The sequence below is a fragment of the Parabacteroides gordonii MS-1 = DSM 23371 genome (genome assembly GCF_000969825.1).
Lineage (GTDB): Bacteria > Bacteroidota > Bacteroidia > Bacteroidales > Tannerellaceae > Parabacteroides > Parabacteroides gordonii.
Genome location: NZ_KQ033920.1, coordinates 113,200 through 129,629 on the forward strand (window position 1 = coordinate 113,200; position 16,430 = coordinate 129,629).

General features: G+C 52.1%; 14 protein-coding genes. 8 read left to right on the forward strand and 6 right to left on the reverse strand.

Annotation, left to right across the window (positions count from 1 at the left end):
• Nucleotides 1–14: 14 nt before the first annotated feature.
• The 5 genes from HMPREF1536_RS17430 to HMPREF1536_RS17450 all read left to right on the forward strand — a co-directional run bounded on the left by HMPREF1536_RS17430 (nucleotide 15) and on the right by HMPREF1536_RS17450 (nucleotide 8,881).
• Nucleotides 15–1,877 carry a RagB/SusD family nutrient uptake outer membrane protein gene (locus HMPREF1536_RS17430; RefSeq protein WP_028726777.1) on the forward strand — a complete coding sequence of 621 codons (1,863 nt, stop codon included), beginning with the start codon at nucleotides 15–17 and terminating at the stop codon, nucleotides 1,875–1,877.
• Nucleotides 1,878–1,906: 29 nt separating this feature from the next.
• The gene (locus tag HMPREF1536_RS17435; RefSeq protein WP_044191601.1) at nucleotides 1,907–2,395 is read left to right on the forward strand and encodes a DUF5018-related domain-containing protein; all 489 of its coding nucleotides are present in this window, start codon (nucleotides 1,907–1,909) and stop codon (nucleotides 2,393–2,395) included.
• Nucleotides 2,396–2,499: 104 nt separating this feature from the next.
• On the forward strand, nucleotides 2,500–4,005 hold the full coding sequence (locus HMPREF1536_RS17440; RefSeq protein ID WP_044191645.1) for an endo-alpha-N-acetylgalactosaminidase family protein: 1,506 nt from the start codon (nucleotides 2,500–2,502) through the stop codon (nucleotides 4,003–4,005).
• Between the two features lie 19 nt (nucleotides 4,006–4,024).
• A complete protein-coding gene (locus HMPREF1536_RS17445) occupies nucleotides 4,025–7,048 on the forward strand; it encodes a glycoside hydrolase domain-containing protein (protein ID WP_028726774.1) in 3,024 nt (1,007 codons plus the stop codon).
• A 108-nt stretch (nucleotides 7,049–7,156) separates the two neighbouring features.
• A complete protein-coding gene (locus HMPREF1536_RS17450) occupies nucleotides 7,157–8,881 on the forward strand; it encodes an endo-alpha-N-acetylgalactosaminidase family protein (RefSeq protein WP_028726773.1) in 1,725 nt (574 codons plus the stop codon).
• A gap of 11 nt (nucleotides 8,882–8,892) precedes the next feature.
• On the opposite strand, the gene HMPREF1536_RS17455 is transcribed toward HMPREF1536_RS17450, so the two are convergent.
• A complete protein-coding gene (locus tag HMPREF1536_RS17455; RefSeq protein WP_167331492.1) occupies nucleotides 8,893–10,185 on the reverse strand; it encodes a tetratricopeptide repeat protein in 1,293 nt (430 codons plus the stop codon).
• Between the two features lie 77 nt (nucleotides 10,186–10,262).
• Nucleotides 10,263–12,404 carry a TonB-dependent receptor domain-containing protein gene (locus HMPREF1536_RS17460; RefSeq protein WP_028726771.1) on the reverse strand — a complete coding sequence of 714 codons (2,142 nt, stop codon included), beginning with the start codon at nucleotides 12,402–12,404 and terminating at the stop codon, nucleotides 10,263–10,265.
• Between the two features lie 151 nt (nucleotides 12,405–12,555).
• Here HMPREF1536_RS17460 and HMPREF1536_RS17465 point away from each other — a divergent pair, with 151 nt between their 5' ends.
• Complete coding sequence (locus tag HMPREF1536_RS17465; protein ID WP_028726770.1) at nucleotides 12,556–14,028, forward strand: sensor histidine kinase; 1,473 nt, start codon at nucleotides 12,556–12,558, stop codon at nucleotides 14,026–14,028.
• 9 nt (nucleotides 14,029–14,037) lie between these two features.
• Nucleotides 14,038–14,712, forward strand: a complete 675-nt coding sequence (locus HMPREF1536_RS17470) for a response regulator transcription factor (RefSeq protein ID WP_028726769.1) — start codon at nucleotides 14,038–14,040, stop codon at nucleotides 14,710–14,712.
• Here the strand turns inward: HMPREF1536_RS17470 and HMPREF1536_RS27695 are convergent.
• Nucleotides 14,705–14,890 carry a hypothetical protein gene (locus HMPREF1536_RS27695; RefSeq protein WP_147337557.1) on the reverse strand — a complete coding sequence of 62 codons (186 nt, stop codon included), beginning with the start codon at nucleotides 14,888–14,890 and terminating at the stop codon, nucleotides 14,705–14,707. The two genes, HMPREF1536_RS17470 and HMPREF1536_RS27695, sit on opposite strands and share 8 nt — an antisense overlap.
• A gap of 111 nt (nucleotides 14,891–15,001) precedes the next feature.
• On the opposite strand from HMPREF1536_RS27695, the gene HMPREF1536_RS17475 reads away from it, so the two are divergent.
• On the forward strand, nucleotides 15,002–15,229 hold the full coding sequence (locus HMPREF1536_RS17475; protein WP_028726768.1) for a DUF4248 domain-containing protein: 228 nt from the start codon (nucleotides 15,002–15,004) through the stop codon (nucleotides 15,227–15,229).
• A 1-nt stretch (nucleotide 15,230) separates the two neighbouring features.
• On the opposite strand, the gene HMPREF1536_RS17480 is transcribed toward HMPREF1536_RS17475, so the two are convergent.
• From HMPREF1536_RS17480 to HMPREF1536_RS17490, 3 genes are all read right to left on the reverse strand, one after another.
• On the reverse strand, nucleotides 15,231–15,686 hold the full coding sequence (locus HMPREF1536_RS17480) for an HU family DNA-binding protein (protein WP_028726767.1): 456 nt from the start codon (nucleotides 15,684–15,686) through the stop codon (nucleotides 15,231–15,233).
• A 128-nt stretch (nucleotides 15,687–15,814) separates the two neighbouring features.
• Nucleotides 15,815–16,129, reverse strand: coding sequence for a type II toxin-antitoxin system RelE/ParE family toxin (locus HMPREF1536_RS17485; RefSeq protein ID WP_028726766.1), 315 nt, complete (start codon nucleotides 16,127–16,129; stop codon nucleotides 15,815–15,817).
• Nucleotides 16,120–16,398: a hypothetical protein gene (locus tag HMPREF1536_RS17490; RefSeq protein WP_147337558.1), complete on the reverse strand. Its 279-nt coding sequence runs from the start codon at nucleotides 16,396–16,398 to the stop codon at nucleotides 16,120–16,122. The genes HMPREF1536_RS17485 and HMPREF1536_RS17490 overlap by 10 nt, the downstream gene beginning before the upstream one ends.
• Nucleotides 16,399–16,430 lie beyond the last annotated feature (32 nt).

The following is a 16,430-nucleotide window of genomic DNA, read 5'->3' on the forward strand; positions in this document are numbered from 1 at the left end:
TAAAGAATTGACTTATGAAACTTAAAAATATAGTATCATTAGCATCCTTATCAATTTTACTTGGAATTACTTCCTGTAATGTATTGGATACGCAGCCTTTCGAATCGTATGATGAAGCAACCGTATGGGGGTCTAAATCAACGGCTGATGCTTTTGTTACCGGAACGATGAGTGATATAATGTATGGTTATATAAATGGAAACCAGACAACCTGGGAAGAACGGACAAGTAATGCCGTACACTCAAATGGAGGGATTGGCTTTGTTCGCGAGCAACTCGATCGGTATACAGATGTTCATGATTTTAAGAATCAGTTCTCTAAGATTCGTCGTTGTAACCTGATCATAGAGAAGGCGGCAGAATACCAGGGACAAGGACTCTCGGAATCGGAAGCAAAAGATCTTACGGCTAAAGCTAAATTGCTTCGGGCTTTATTCTATTATCAACAAGCTCGTACGATGGGACGTTTTGTGTGGATAGACAAAGTGTTGGCTCCAGCCGATACAGCCAATGCCGGTTTAATGATGCCTACCACAAAAACGACTACCGAAAGTTACACCTATATCCTGAATGATATAGATGCAGCATTGCCTGATCTGCCAACCGCTCCCAAATCCGGTGAGCTGTCACGCAACATGGCTTATGCTTTCAAATCGGAGATTGCCCTACAGGCTGCCGCTTACGAAACGGACGCTAACAAAAAGAGAGAATGGCTGAAGGCTTCAATAGCCGCAGCCGATGCAGTGGAAGGTGCTTCCCTGGCTTCTGATTTCGGGAATATCTTCAACGAGAAAGACCGTTATTCAAACGAAATCATCTTTGCCATTTACCGGGATAAGGCCAATACCAATACGGATCATATTGTCCCATTGCAGAACATAATGCCTAACACCAACAACGACAACCTGATCAAGAACGGCTGCGGCCCTTTGTTCCAGACAAACGGCGGACAACCTTTCATCGGTTGGTTATGGTGGGCTCCTACACAGAACCTGGTAGATTGCTATGACGTGATCGACGAGGCTACCGGACAAGGCGTTCCCTGGACCGAATCATCCCAGTTCAAAAATAATATTACTCTTACCCAGGGATCAGCCCCCGCTTGGACTATCGAACAGGAAAAAGCGGAAGTATTATTCTACGGTAATGCAAAAGGTGACAAGTCAGTTAGCGAGGTCATGTACAACAACCGTGACGCCCGATTCTACGGAACATTCGCTTACGATGGCTGTACCTGGTGGAATGAGGATATTTATATGACGGTAAACGGTAACTTATGGCGTAAATCAAACGGTGGCTTAGGCCCTCACATGGGACTGACCAACTACTACTGGAAGAAAGGAGTATATAACGTAGATCCTCGCGTATTGGCCGGCACACCGACCGACTACCATTACGTTGTGACCCGTTACGGACGTGTCCTGCTGAATAAAGCCGAAGCCATCTTGTGGCTGGCCGGAATGGGCGAAGGTAACTATGCGGATGCAGTCGCCATCTGTAACCAGACCCGCACGGTACACGGTAAACTGCCGGCCAAACAGGTCACCAACCTGCAGGAAGCCTGGAACTTCTACAAACAGGAACGCCGTTGCGAACTGCCGATGGAGAACGACTATTACTGGAGTTTGCTGCGTTGGGGTAAACACGGTGGCGCTGCCAATAACGGCGTAGCACCGGGTGGTAAGATTGCCGGATTTACAGAAATACCGACTTACGTAGAAATAACAAAAGATCGTACATCCTTCTACGTAGGTAAAGTGACGCATGGCGATAATGATATCCGCGAGTTCCGTGAAGACCGCCGTTACCTGCTTCCTATCCCGCAGGGACAGATCGACCGTAACGCTAATTTAGGCCCACAGAACCCGGGTTGGTAATCGATGATTAATCATTAATACAAAGAAGTATGAAAAAGAATATGATAAAACTGGTGAAGAATAGTCTGTTATTAATGCTTGTTTTGGTATGCTCATCCTGTCTGGAAGGAAACCTGGATGACCTGCCCGCATTCGAAGAAGCCAATATCACAGACGTGAAGTTTGATTTTCGCTATAAAGATCCGACAGATGTATGGATCGACGGAGAGCCGATCGTGAAAGTCGTGACTCTGTCTGTAAACGATAAAGTAATCAATGCGGAAACAGGAACGATCACTTGCACGGTTTCGGTTCCGGCAGCCGACGGCCCTTTCACGGAAGCGATCCGCAATACTGTTGCACTGACCAATCTCGTAGGAAAATTCAACCTCTCCACAGCGGCAGTCATTACCCCGCAGGACGGTGCTCCGACATTGGGTTCACCCGGTGATTTTTCTACCACGCGCAGATACCTGGTAAAAGCCGCCAACGGCACAAAGAAAGATTGGACAATCCAGATCACTGCATTGAATAAGTAACCTATATATTTATATCCTTAGATCTGAAATCCTGAGGCTGTCCGACCCTGTATGAGGACGGACAGCCTTTTCTCTGTAAACAAACGAATGTAAAAATGAAGAAGATGAAGAAAACTCAGTTATGGCTGGCATGTTTTGTGTTCATGCTTGCCAGCCAGTCCTTATTCTCCCAAGGCCTGTCGAAAGAGTCGTGGCGGGAGATCTCCGGTGAGAAATACGACTGGACGAAGACGATGCAACCCGAACAGGCTTACATGCATCCCTACCATCAGATGCAATTGATGAAGATCATGCTTTCGTACCCCGATGAAAAAGGAGACCCGGTGCTATGCTATACCTTCGAGCAAGTCTTGTCGCTCGTCAAGCAGATGGATGCCGTGACAAGGGGGCTACCGAAGACCCTCTATCTGGTAGGCTGGCAATATAAAGGGCATGACGATAAATACCCCGCCTGGTTTGAAGTGAACAACACCCTGAAAAGAGACTGCGACGCCACCGGCCGTGAATCCTTGCTATGGCTGGCCGAAGAAGCAAAGAAATACAACACCCATATCAGCGTCCACGTCAATATGACCGATGCCTACGACGACAGCCCGTTATGGGATGAATACCTCGCTAAAGGCTTTATCTCCCGCAACACCGATGGCACTCCGATGCAGATAGGTGTATGGAACGGACGCAAAGCCTATCAGATATGTTATAAGAACGAGTGGGAGAGTGGTTATGCCGTGAAGCGTATCGACGCCTTGCTGGAGCTGCTGCCTTTCCTGAAGGATGCCGGATCGATCATGATCGACGCCTTCTTTGTACGCGACAACCCCTATGAAAAGATCTCATGGGAAGAAGAAGAGAACTACCAGCGAAGGATCTTCCGTTACTTCAGGGGGAAAGGGATCGATGTCACGCACGAGAGCTTCAACCGTCTGCGGGAAGGGAAAGACCTCTTTATCGGCCTGACTCCGTGGTACCTCTGGTTTGAAGCCACAGAAGCGGACTATATGAAATACCCCGCTTACCTGACCACCGGAGGAGCTTCCTACCTCTTCGCCAAACAGTTTCCCGACCTGACCCGGGAACAACTTCAACTGGGCTTCCTGTTCGGCATGAGCGGCCGGGGAGAAGACTGCTTCGGCGGAGTTGACAACGACTTCCTGCCCGCACCCGACTGGATCGACAAATACCGCTACCAGTTCTATACCGGAACCCTCCCTTACGTCTACCTGAACCGTTACAAACGGGAGAACCTGACCGGAAAAGGAGAAAACCGTATCGCCTATTATAACGACGACCTCACCGTATCGCTGAAAGACTCGACCATCACCCACCATAAGCGGCTGTTGCGGGATCACGACGACCTCTTTATGCCTGTCCTCTGGCGTGCCGGCCGCGAATACATGGCCTATTCCGTCAAGGGATATACAGACAAGACCTGGCAACTGCCACCCGACTGGTCGGATGTGCACAGTGTGGATATCTATCGGATAACCCCTGCCGGTATCTCCTATAAAACAAGTGTAGCCTGCGAAAAAGGAACTGTCCGCCTCTCCCTCGAACCGGATGAAGCTGTCTCCGTTTTCCCTTCTACCGGCCGTTATAAATCCGAATTGTAACACCTTTAAATTATACCGAATGAAACACTCATTATTATCCGTGCTATTCGCCTGTCTGGGAATGTCCTGCGTACATGATACGCCACAGGCACCATACACCTATACCGTAGCCGAAACCCAATGGGAAGAAGCCCTGGGAAACCACCGTGCCGTACTGACTGTCGATAACCCCGCCGAAGCCGTGCAGCTCTCTTTCGACTGGCGGCGACCGGACAAGGACGTTGAAAACCGCCGTCTCCTGATCGTACAGGCGGAAACCGGCGACACCATCCCCAACATCCGGCGGATAAAGGTCGACAACGAACAGTGCCAACTCGTCTTCGGCCCGGTCAAAGCGAAAGGAACCTATTATTTCTATTATCTCCCTTACCGTGTGCAGGAAGGGTGGGGGAACTATCACCGGGGTTATTACCCGCAGGAGGAAGCTCCCGACCCGCAATGGCCAGCCGTTTCAGAAGGACTCCCGCAGGCAAAAGTAACCCGTGTGGAGTCGCGTACCGCCTTCGACAGCTTCTATCCGATGGAAGTGATCGCAACGGCAAACGAGAAAGATAACTATCGCAAGGCCAACCCCGGCCGCTTCCTCGTCTTTCCCGAAGACCGTACCCACCCGATACGCATGAGAGCCCATATCCCTTATAAATGGCTGCAAAGCCCGGATCATTCCACCTTCAGGGGAACGGCCATGCCGAACGAATACTACGCTTTCCAGTTGGGTGTCTGGGCAGGAAAAGAGGAGCTCAAAAGCGTCATCTACGAAACATCCGGCCTGAAGAGCGGCAATAACATCATCCCGGCGGAAGCAATCACCTGCTTCAACCGCAATGGGGTAAACCCGTTAGGCAAACCTTTCACCAAGGAGATAAGCGTCGCCCCGGATGCCGTGCAGCCCCTCTGGTTCGGTATCGACCTGAAAGAAGACCAACCCGCTGGCACCTATAAGGGAGTCATCGTGATCACGGACGAAACCGGTTACGCCGTCCCTGTCGACATCGAACTGAAAGTGTCCGGCAAAGCCCTGGCCGATAGGGGAGACAACGAACCCTGGCGGCACAGCCGTCTGCGCTGGCTGAACTCGACACTGGGCATCACCGATAAACCGACAACCGGTTACAGCAACCTCTCGCTCGAAAGCAACACGATCTCCTGCCTGGGACGTACCGTCAGTCTCGACATGCCCACCGGCCTTCCGTCCTCTATCGACTCCTGGGGACATGAGTTGCTGGCTTCCCCCGTGCGCTTCATCATCCGGACGGATGCAGGTGAGAAAAGGCTGAACGGTACGGTCGAAGTCACCGGCCAGTCCGCAGGCAAAGTCACCGGACGCTGGAGAGCCGAAGACACCGACCTGTCGCTGACCTGCCACACGACGATGGAGTTCGACGGCTGGATCAACTACGTCTATTCCATCTCCCCCAAAAAAGATTTACAGATCAAAGACATCCGCCTGGAGATACCGATGAAAAGCGCCGCTGCCCCTTATTTCATGGGACTGGGCTTGCCGGGACAGGAAACCCCCGACAACTATACCGGCGGCTGGGAAACCCGGGGAAAGACCGTGCACGACTACGCCGTCTCCATCCCCACCTCTAAAAGCACTTCCTGGCTATGGCCTTTCGACAGCTTCTGGTGCGGTTCCGAGAAAGCCGGTATCCATTGCGAACTGCGTGGTGCTTCTTACACCGGCCCGCTGCTGAACCTCTACCGTCCGGCCTATCCGGCAAGCTGGTACAACGACGGCAAAGGCGGTTTCCGTATCAACCGCAGTGCCGGCCAGACCGTCGCCACCGCTTATAGCGGCGAACGAACCCTGAAGGCAGGCGAAGATCTTGCATTCGATTTCTCCCTGCTCATCACTCCGGTAAAAGAGATAGAGCCCCGCCGTCAATTCACCGACCGTTATTATCATAACAGTTTCGCACCCGCTCCGGAACAAGAGAACCTCGACGTCGGCGTCAAGATCATCAACGTACACCATGCCAACGCACTTAATCCGTTCATCAACTACCCGTTTATCACTGCGGATAAGATAAAAGACTTTACGAAAGAATGGCACGCCAAAGATTGTAAGGTGAAGATCTACTACACCATCCGTGAGCTGACGAACGTACTACCCGAGGTATGGGCATTGCGTAGCCTGGGCGACGAGATACTGCAAGGCGGCAACGGCGGCGGTTTCCCCTGGTGCCGGGAACATTACGTAACGGACTATACTCCCCAGTGGTACCAGCACCTCGACGGCCAGGGCTTCGGCATCGCCGCCGATGCATCCGTCCTGACGGCTACCGGCGATTCGCGCTGGTACAACTACTACATCGAAGGACTGGCCTGGCTGGTGAAGCACACCGACATCGACGGCCTCTACCTGGATGACGTCGCTTTCGGGCGCGACATGCTGAAACGTATGCGTCATGCGATGGACGACGTGAAGCCGGGTTGCATCATCGACCTGCATTCGAACACCGGCTTCTCCCGCGGCCCGGCTACCCAATATGCCGAATACTTCCCCTATGTGGATAAGGTATGGTTTGGCGAGAGCTTCATGTACGACGAGATGTCGCCTGCCAACTGGCTCGTGGAAGTCTCCGGCATCCCCTTCGGACTGATGGGCGATATGCTGCACGGTGGCGGCAACAAATGGCTGGGTATGCAATACGGCATGACCGTCCGCCAGCCCTGGGTTACGGAAGGTGTCTCCTGTGATCCCCGCTTCATCTGGAAGCTCTGGGACGACTTCGGCATCATGGACGCGCAGATGGTTGGTTTCTGGGAGGATAACCCGCCTGTCACCTCTTCCGACAAGGAGGTCAAAGTAACCACCTACATCAAGCAGGGCAAGACCCTTCTCTCGGTCGGTAACTATTCTACCGCCCCGAAGCAGGTTAAACTCAGCATCGACTGGAAGCAGCTCGGCCTCGATCCGTCGTCTGTCCGTATGGTAGCCCCGGCAATCACCGACTTCCAGGAAGCGCAGGAATTCGCCCCCGGTACCCCGATCCCGGTCGATCCGAAACGGGGTTGGTTGATTGTCCTTTCGGAATGATGCGAATAGTCCACCGTCTGCGGATAGGTCTCACCGCTACTGTATGAGAGGTGTCATCACCCTCGTGTAGGTAGTAGCACTATTTATATATACAAACAATTTATCATCATGAAAGCACTTTTTTATATTCTAACACTATTCCTCTTCCTCTCGTGCAGCACGCAGGGTACGCTGGAGAAGATAGACATCCAACTGGATAAGGAAACCCTGAACCCTGTGCGTAATCCCGGCGAACGGGGAACTATTCAGATCACAGGGCATTACTCCAATGGCAAGACGATTGACATCCCCTTGTCGGAAGTCGCTCTGGCTGTCCGCACGGTCAGTGCGAGTGGCAACGTGGAAGTCGTGGCACTGTCGGGCGACCAGTTGCTCCCGAAAGAGGGAGGCCTGGCCGAAGTCACCGCCATTTACCAGAAAGACGGTACGACTTACGCTGCCGCGAAGCAGGTCGTAGTGGCTCCTTACTACCGCGACTATCACCAGACACTCGTTATGAAACTCTTCGTGGCATACGACGGCGAACTCAACGAGCCCGACCCGAATAACGTCATCTTCCAGCACAAAGACCCTTCGCGCCTGTGCACCTTCAGCGAAGCTCTGGATGTGGTCAAGCGGATCGACAACCTGACGCGCGGCATTCCGAAGATCATCTATCTGGTGGGGTGGCAACGTGGCGGACACGATCACCTGTACCCCGACTGGAGTATCGTCAACCCCAACCTCAAACGGGAGGAAGATGCCACCGCCCTGGAAAGTCTCCGCTGGCTGATCCGCGAAGCACGGGCTTATAACACGACCGTCAGCCTTCATATCAATATGGTCGACGCCTTTGAAGAAAGTCCCCTCTGGGACACTTACATCAAGAACGACATCATCGCCCGCGATGCCAACGGCAACCTGAAGTCGATCTGGGAATACATCAAAGGCCATAAAGCCTATCACCTGAGCTATACGAAAGAGTGGGAGAAAGGTTTCACCAAACCCCGTATCGACCGGCTGATCGACATGATACCCGAACTGAGGGACGGCCACACCATCCATATCGACGCCTTCATGGCTTACTGGCAACCGGAAAACCGTCCGTTGAGCCCCTGGCATGCCAAGCCTGAGAACGGCGGGATCGACTGGTACAAGGAGGTGGAAACCCAACGCAAGATCTTCAAATACTGGCGGGAGAAAGGCTTCGACGTCACGGGCGAAGGCATCTTCTGGGCGCATCCTCCCGGCGAAGGTTTCGTGGGATTGCAACCTATGTCGTGGTGGTTCCCGGCGGATATAGGTTTCCAGATGCAGATACCCGAAAGGCTGTCGGCACGCGGACGTACGCACCGGGACGGACAGGGCGATTTCCGTTTCGGTTCGAGTATGCAGGGGGAAGAGATCCTTCAGAAAGATAAGGAGAATATGCCCGGTTTCTTGTCGCAGTTCTGCACGATGACGCTGCCCTGGTATTACCTGAGCCGGCTCGACCGGGTTGCTTTTATCGACGAAGCCCTCTATTACAGCAACGGTGTCGTGGCACGTGTGGAAGACGGGAAGAACATCATCCGCAAAGGTGATTTCATCCTGCGTGAGAACGACAACCTATTCGTCCCCGCCCTTTGGAACGACAACGAGATCATCGCTTATTCGGGCGACGGATACGAAGGCCGCAGCTGGCTGATGCCGGAAGGTTGGGAGAAAATATCTTCCGTGGATATCTACTCCATCTCCCTGACCGGTTCTACCCTGAAACAATCCGCCGTCCCCGTACGCAATGGCCTGCTGATGCTCACGCTGGGGAAGGAGGAAGCCGTTTCGATCGTTCCCGCCGGACAAGCGCTTCAATAGCATGGGCTGGGTTAATTTCCTTTGAAGAATTCTTCTTCCCTGTAATACTGCAGCCTCTCTTCGGCAGCGTCTTTCAGCTTTTGCATATAGCCGGATAGCTTTTCGCGCCGGCTGATGCTGTCGAGGAAGAGCTGGTAGTATCTGACCGCATTCTTGTTGTCTTTCAGTATATCGTAGGCATAGGCGATGTGGTTGAGGGTGACGGACGATTGCGGGTTGTAAGATAGCGATGTCTTCAGAGCCACGATCTCCTCTTTCAGTTCACGGCGCATCACGAACCCTTTGGCCAGCGTGTTATACAGCGAGAACATCAGTGTACTGTCCGGCATGATCAGCTCGATGGCCTTTTTCGTTGCCTCGATTCCCTCGGTGGCATATCCGGGCATTTCGATAGCTGTAATCCCCAGGTAAGTGAGTATCTGTGGGTTCTTTTCCTTTGCTTTCTTGTTGGCCATGTCCAGGCATTCGTAGGCTTTCAGCAGGCTGTCGTTTTTCAGGTAGCAGAGTCCCAGGTAATAGTTGGTGTTGGCCGTGTTATCTCCCAGTTGCGAGAGGTTCCGGTATTTGTCGAGGGCCGGCCGGAACTGCTCTTTCTGGAAATAGGCGAACGCATTTACCCGGTTGACGGGCAGGTTCAGGGAGTCCAGTGCGATATACTCGTCGGTGTACCGGATCGCTGCATCCACAGAGTCCATTTCCAGGTATAGGTTTGACAGGCGGAGCACCGCCGCATAGTCTGACGAGTCCCTTTCCAGTGCCCGCTTATAGATGAAGAGGGCGGAGTCCGGTTGTTCCGTTTTCCCGTAGCAATCGCCCAACAGGCGTAAGGCATATTGGGTGGTGTCGCCGGCCAACATGGTTTCGGCCAGGGCTTTGGCTTCTTCGTACTGCTCGTTGCGGAAATACAACTGTCCTATCTTTGTCCGGATGTAGGTGTTGCCGGGAGCCAGTTCCAACGCTTTTCCGTATTCTTCCAGTGCTTTGTTATCGCTGTTTTGCATCAGGTAGCAGTTGGCGCGTTCGATGTACAGGTGCGTGTTCAGCGAGTCGGCCGCGATCATTTCGTTGAGCAGGCGTACTGCGTCGCTATACCGGTTCAGTTCCTTGTAGGCGGCTAGCTTTTTCCGTTGCAGGTCGGGAGTCACTGAGTCAAGGCGGCCGATAAGGTCGATGGCCTGCCGGTAGTTGTAACTGTTTATTGCTTCCTCTATGGCCTGCAAAGATACATCCTGAGCCTGTACCGGAAAACCGTATGTGCACAGCCAGCAAAGGATAACGAATAAATAAGAGTTTCTTTGTTTCATATTCATGTTTTATCAGTTTTGAATATAGTGTCGTTGATAGGAGCGGTTCGCGAACCGCCCTTACAAGGCCTGTTATTTCAAGTCCCGAACCGTGACGTATCCACCGCCTTCACTTTCTTCTCCTTGAAACCGCCGAAGCTGTAACGGACTGTCAGCGATACCGACCGTACGTCCTGGAACAGTTCCATCCGGCTTTTCTGCCCCTGCTCGTCGATATGGGTGAGGGGCTTCTGGCTGTTCAGTAGGTCGGTGCCCTTGAGGGTGAAGCGGAGTTTCTGCCGGGGGAGCGTCCATACCAGGGCGGCATCGATACCATATAGCGGGTCGATATCGTAGATACCTTGTATGGCGGGCGAACTATAATCGCCGCTGATGTCGAGCGAAAGGTTCTTGTCGCGTGTCAGGAAGATCGTATTGGTCAGCATCGCCCGTCCGAACAACTTCTTCCGGTCGAAGGAGACGTCTATCAATGTGCCCTTGTCGTGAATGGCAAAGCCCATCAGCGTCAACCGCGAACTGAGCACTTCCCCCGCATGGAAGGGAACGACAGCCATCAATCCGAACATATTATGTACATCCAGGTTGATCGTATGGAATACCGATTGCAGGCGGTCGGGGCATTGGTACGACATCTGCAGTATCCTGTCCGGCTGGAAATTGGCGAAAGCCCCCAGCACGTATTTGTTCTTCATCACATAAGTTAGCTGCATCGAATAGTTCAGTTCCGGTTTCAGATTAGGGTTACCTTTTATCACACTATACACATTCATATAATAGGTATTAGGCGTCGTAGCCCAGTAGGAAGGATACTTCCGGTTGCTCGACAGCGAGAACTGCAACATATTGGATCGGTCGATCCGGTAGACCGCAGACAACGACGGGAACAGGTCGGCTTTGTCCCACAACGTACTTTCCATTCCCGCCGAGTCGACCGAAGCCTTGTAATACCTCACCGTCAGCGAAGCATCCAGCGAGAACTTCTTCCCGAACGCATACGATACCCCGGCGAAAGCACCCACGGAATATTCCTTCTGCTTCAGGTCGAACGTACCTTCACTTTCCTGCTCGTTGTCGAGAAGCGCGTTTGCCTCATTAGTCGTACCAGACAGCGAAGCTTCCAGGCCGTAGGCTATCTTCCATTTACCGGCTGTCGTGACGGAATGGTTCAGGTACATATTGGCCCGTTGTGCCTGCTGACGGCTTTCGTTGCGCCTGTTTTGCTTATCGGCATCTTCAAAATTGTTGACCAGCTCCTGCAAGGATTTATCCTTGTAGAACGTATAGTCGATACCCGCATTGAGATTCTTATGGCCGTTATAGTCGGCACGTGCACTGTGCAGGGAAGAAGGGCCGGTAGTCCGGCTGGTTGTGTTCACTGTTTCGATGTCCGTGAAATCCGTCCGTCCGCCCCGGTAGGAAGGGGGGGCGTCCTGTGTGTACCGTCCGGTGTAGGAGAGGGACAGCTTGTCTTTGTTGTCGAAATCATACTCGAAGGCAGCCCGCAGGTTGTGGGTTATGCTTTTGTTTTCCGACCAGTTCTTTTGCAGGATATCGTACTTCACACCGTTCACGGTCGGTTCGGCATGCATATCTTCCGTAGAACGCCCGTGACGGTAACCGGCCGAGTAGGAGAGGTCGGCCGCATATTTCTTTCCGGTGTACGACAGGTTCACCAGCCCCGAAGGAGAGAAATAATAAGCCTGCTTTCCGGTCAGCGACACTTCCCCTTTCAGTTGCTCTTTCAGGCTCCTGTCGTTTTCGATGATCACGTTGATCGACGCACCTCTTACGCCGTATTGGGGCGGGGTACTGTACATCACCTCCACCTTCTTCACCTTGCCCGAAGGGGTGGCTTTCAGCATATCGGCCAGCTGTTCCGTCGTCATGGAGCTTTTGCGGCCGTTGATAATGATGGTCGTCTCCGATGTACCCAGCAGGGTGATGTCGTCGCCGCTTTTGCCTACCCCCGGCAGTTCGCCCAGGATATCGAACGCGTTGTCTACCGGCTTGCTCTTTATCAGGTTGGGGATGTCGTACTCCAGTTTCCCGGCGGCCATCTTCACCAACGGGCGTTCGGCTTTCACGAATACTTCCGGTAAGTCCAGCGTGATACTGTCGTTCACCAGGAGGGTGCCGGAAGCGGTTTTCGTCTGTGCCAGCATCCCTTCATGCAGAGGGAAGAGGCCTGTAATTATCCATAAGTACCAGATCTTTTTCATGGCTTTGTGTTTTCCGGCGAATGTAGACGGGGGAAACGGAATATCCAAAAAAGCCCTTCATTTGGTAAGACTAAATAACATTCGCCCGAAACTGTGTTATTTTGGTTTAAAGCGGAGAGCGGCAAACCGGAGAATACCTATATTTGTTTGCATGAAATCATCGTTCAAATATATTATCCTCCTGGTGATCCTGTCGTTGTCGGGTATCTTCGTCTATCAGCTGTTCTGGATCAGCGGGCTCTACCGTTCCCTGCAAAGGCAGAACCGGGAATACATCACCCAGGCTATCCGCAATGCCGATCATGTCGAGTTGTTCAGCCGTGCCGACTCTATCGGCAAGTTGGCCAATAAACGGCGGGAGACGATTTCTTTTGCCGATGACTTGGGCGGTACCGCCTTGACTACCCGTTTCCGTGACAGGGACTCAGTAGTTCCTCCCGTCCGGATCATCGATGAGAGAGCCGGGATTCCCTATTCACAAGGTATAAGTGAGGAAATGAAGAAAGTCCTGCAAGACGGTAATGTCAAAGTGGGTGAAGACTTCAGTTCGCTGGGCGAGTTGGGATTGCAGATGCAGCGCAGCCTCCACGAAGTGCTCGACACGAACTTCCCGGTCGACCTTGTCCGGTTCGACAGCCTGCTGTCGGCCAACCTCCGGGAGAAGAACCTCCACCTACGCCATTTCACGGAGATACGGTCGCTTACCGACAGCACGGTCATTGCCAGCTCCGTTCCTGCCGGGGAAGACACCGGCCGTTACCGGTTATATACGTGGGAATATACCACCTACCATCCCAAGGCTTTCTACGTCTATGTGGAGTCCACCCGTATGGCTTCGCTGGCTGGGATGAGCGGGATACTCGTCTCCTCCTTCCTGATCCTGCTGATCCTGGCCTTGTCGTTCGCCTATATGATCTGGTTCCTGATTCATCAAAAGACCGTGGAGCAACTGAAAGATGACTTCACCCACAATGTCACCCACGAACTGAAAACACCGATCGCCATCTCCTATGCCGCCATCGAGTCGATCATCCATTACAACCTGCTCGACAACAAGGCGAAGGCCGACAAGTACCTGCATCTCTGCCACGAAGAGCTGGAGAGGCTGGGCGGCATGGTGGAACAGATACTCTCCATTGATCTCGAACCGGAGAAAGAAATGCGCTTGCAGAAAGAAACGATTCCGGTTGCCGGTATGCTGGACAAGATACGGGAGCAACAGAAGATCAAGTCGCCGCGTCCTTTCCGTATGGAGATCGATTGCCGCCCGCCGGATATCTCCCTGAAAGCCGACCGGATGCATCTGTTCAATATCCTGTCCAACATCATCGATAATGCCCTTAAATATACGCCCGGTGAGCCGGAAATACAGATACAGGTATCGGCCGAAGAAGGAAAGGTGCAGTTCCGTATCCGCGACAACGGCCCCGGCATTGCCGCAGAATACCAGTCGCATATATTCGATAAGTTCTACCGGATACCGGGCGAACGGCGCACGGCCGTGAAGGGATACGGGATCGGCTTGTTCTACGTCAGGACAATGGTGGAGAAGCACGGGGGAACCATCACCGTCGAAAGCGTGCCCGGGGAAGGCTGCTGTTTTATTATCATTTTACCTCAATAACCGGAAGATATGGATTATATATTATTAGTGGAAGATGACGCCTCGCTGGCGATGATCATAAAAGACGCCCTGGAGGAAGAGGGTTTCGGGGTACTTGTCGGACGCGACGGGTTAGACGGGATCGAGCAGTTCTTCCGTCAGTCGCCGGCACTGGTCATTGCCGACGTGATGATGCCGGAGATCGACGGTTTCGAAATGGTTCGCCGCATACGCCGTGCCGACAAAGAGGTGCCTGTCCTTTTCCTGAGTGCCCGGTCGAGTGTGGACGATATCGTGCAGGGGTTCGAATTGGGTGCGAACGATTACCTGCGGAAACCTTTCAGCCTGCGTGAACTGATAGTCCGCGTGAAGGCCCTGATTGCCAAAAACAACCCGGAGTCTGTTCCCGCCACTTTCCATGAGATCGGGTTGTATACCTTTTTCCCTTCGCGGCAGATACTGGAAATAGCCGGGGAGGAGACGGAGCTTTCGTTCCGGGAGTCGGAGCTGCTGAAGATGCTTTGCGAAAGCGGCAACCATCCGGTAGACAGCAAAGACATCCTGTTGAAACTTTGGGGCGACGACAGTTTCTATAATGCCCGCAGCCTGCATGTCTTCGTCACCAAGCTGCGTCATAAGCTGGAAAAAGACCCCCGGATCAAGATTCTGAATGTCCGGGGGATCGGGTATAAGCTGATCAGATGACAGGATGGCTCCCACTGCCGCCATCGCTACTTCCGTCTCCTTCAGGATCAGGGCTGTCAGGGCTATGATGGTCAGGAAGGGCGTGATCCGGATGGCAGTGCCTCCCGTTGCCTTTTCCGGGAAAGATGATCTTTACGACGGAAAGGATGAAATCGAAAATTACTTTGAGTGTTGACATAAAGAGGTTGATTTATCGGTCGTCAGACCGTAAAAAGGTTCTCGATAATTTGATTATCTGCTTGTTAATGAGTATATTTACGTATTGTAAAACAAGCAAAAACTAAGAGTTATGTCCGACAAGAAACAGAACTTCAAGCGTGTGTGGGGCTACCAGGAGCTGGCCCTGTTATACTTCCCCGACAGCAAGCCCGAATGTGCTTCCGTGCAGTTGCGGCGCTGGATCAAACTGAGTGACGAGCTGACCTCCCGGCTGACGGCCTGTGGCTGGAAAGCCGGAAGGAAGGTGCTTACCCCCAAGCAAGTGGCTTGTATAGTCGATCATCTGGGGGAACCTTAGGCTACTCGATCACCGGCCTGTCGTCTTCGCCACCGCCACCTGCCGGCGGGGTGGAAGGCGTTGCGCCGCTGGTGTAGCGCTCCGTCTTGAAGTTGTCCGCCATTTGCTTGAGCAGCTTGCCGGGACGGAAGAGGATGCGCCGGCTTTTGATCATATTGGCGGTGAAGTCCTTTTCGGTAGCCGCTCCTTTGCTTCCCAGCACAGCCTGGATATATCCCAGTTCGCCGAGTTGCACGGTCTGCCCCTCCGGTAGTTTCTGTTGCAGGACATGCATGATGCCGTCGAGCACGAGTTTGACATCACCCGCAGTAGCCGCCGAGCGGTCTGCAATAATTTCACACATCTGGTTGGTGTCGCACATACCTGTCGAACTGCTTACCGCATACACCAACTTGCCGTCTTCCGGCGCATCCTTACTCATGTCCTTCCTCAGGACTAAACGATATTTTACTGCCATGATTAGAAAAGTTTTAATAGTGAATAACTTTGTTGCCTGTTGTAATATTACACTACAAAGCTACGACATGGCCGATGCGGGCAGTTCGGGGGTGTTCGGGTGGGTTGGCTTGTGTTTGGATAATCGTGTTATTTAATGCGTTTAGCTAATTTAGCAGGTTCACGACGGGTATCCCACATATCTGCAATTTGTATGATACCTTTATTTGTTATGTAATATATTAATTTGAAGTGATCGTGTATGATAAGACCCCGGTAATTACGTTTACGGTTCTGAAGTAAAGGCTCGGGAGGGCCTAGTAAAGGATTTTTAGATAAACGTTTTTCATAGTCGCTTAGTTGCCTGTAAAAGCGTATCGCAATGCGTTCACCGAATAAATCGACACATTGGTTGATGATAATATCTAATTGTAGTAAGGCTTTGCGAGACCAGTTTATTTGCATAACCAGGGATATTTTTTCTCTAATATGTCATGTACCTGTTCGCTTGTATAAACCCTTCCGGCATCAATATCGTTTTCTGCTTCGTCTATGCGGGCATTTAATTCATCCAGGGTATATTGTGATTGTAAGAGTTGTTCCGCAGCATCACTTAATCCATAGGACACTATGGGTTCATTGATCGTGGAGCCGGAAGTTTCTTTCACCTTATGGGAGTAATTCTTTTTTGTCATGGATTTGGTTCCTTTCTTTATTTGAATGATTGTTTCCACAAAGGTAATCAATTATATGAATTTAATACTGT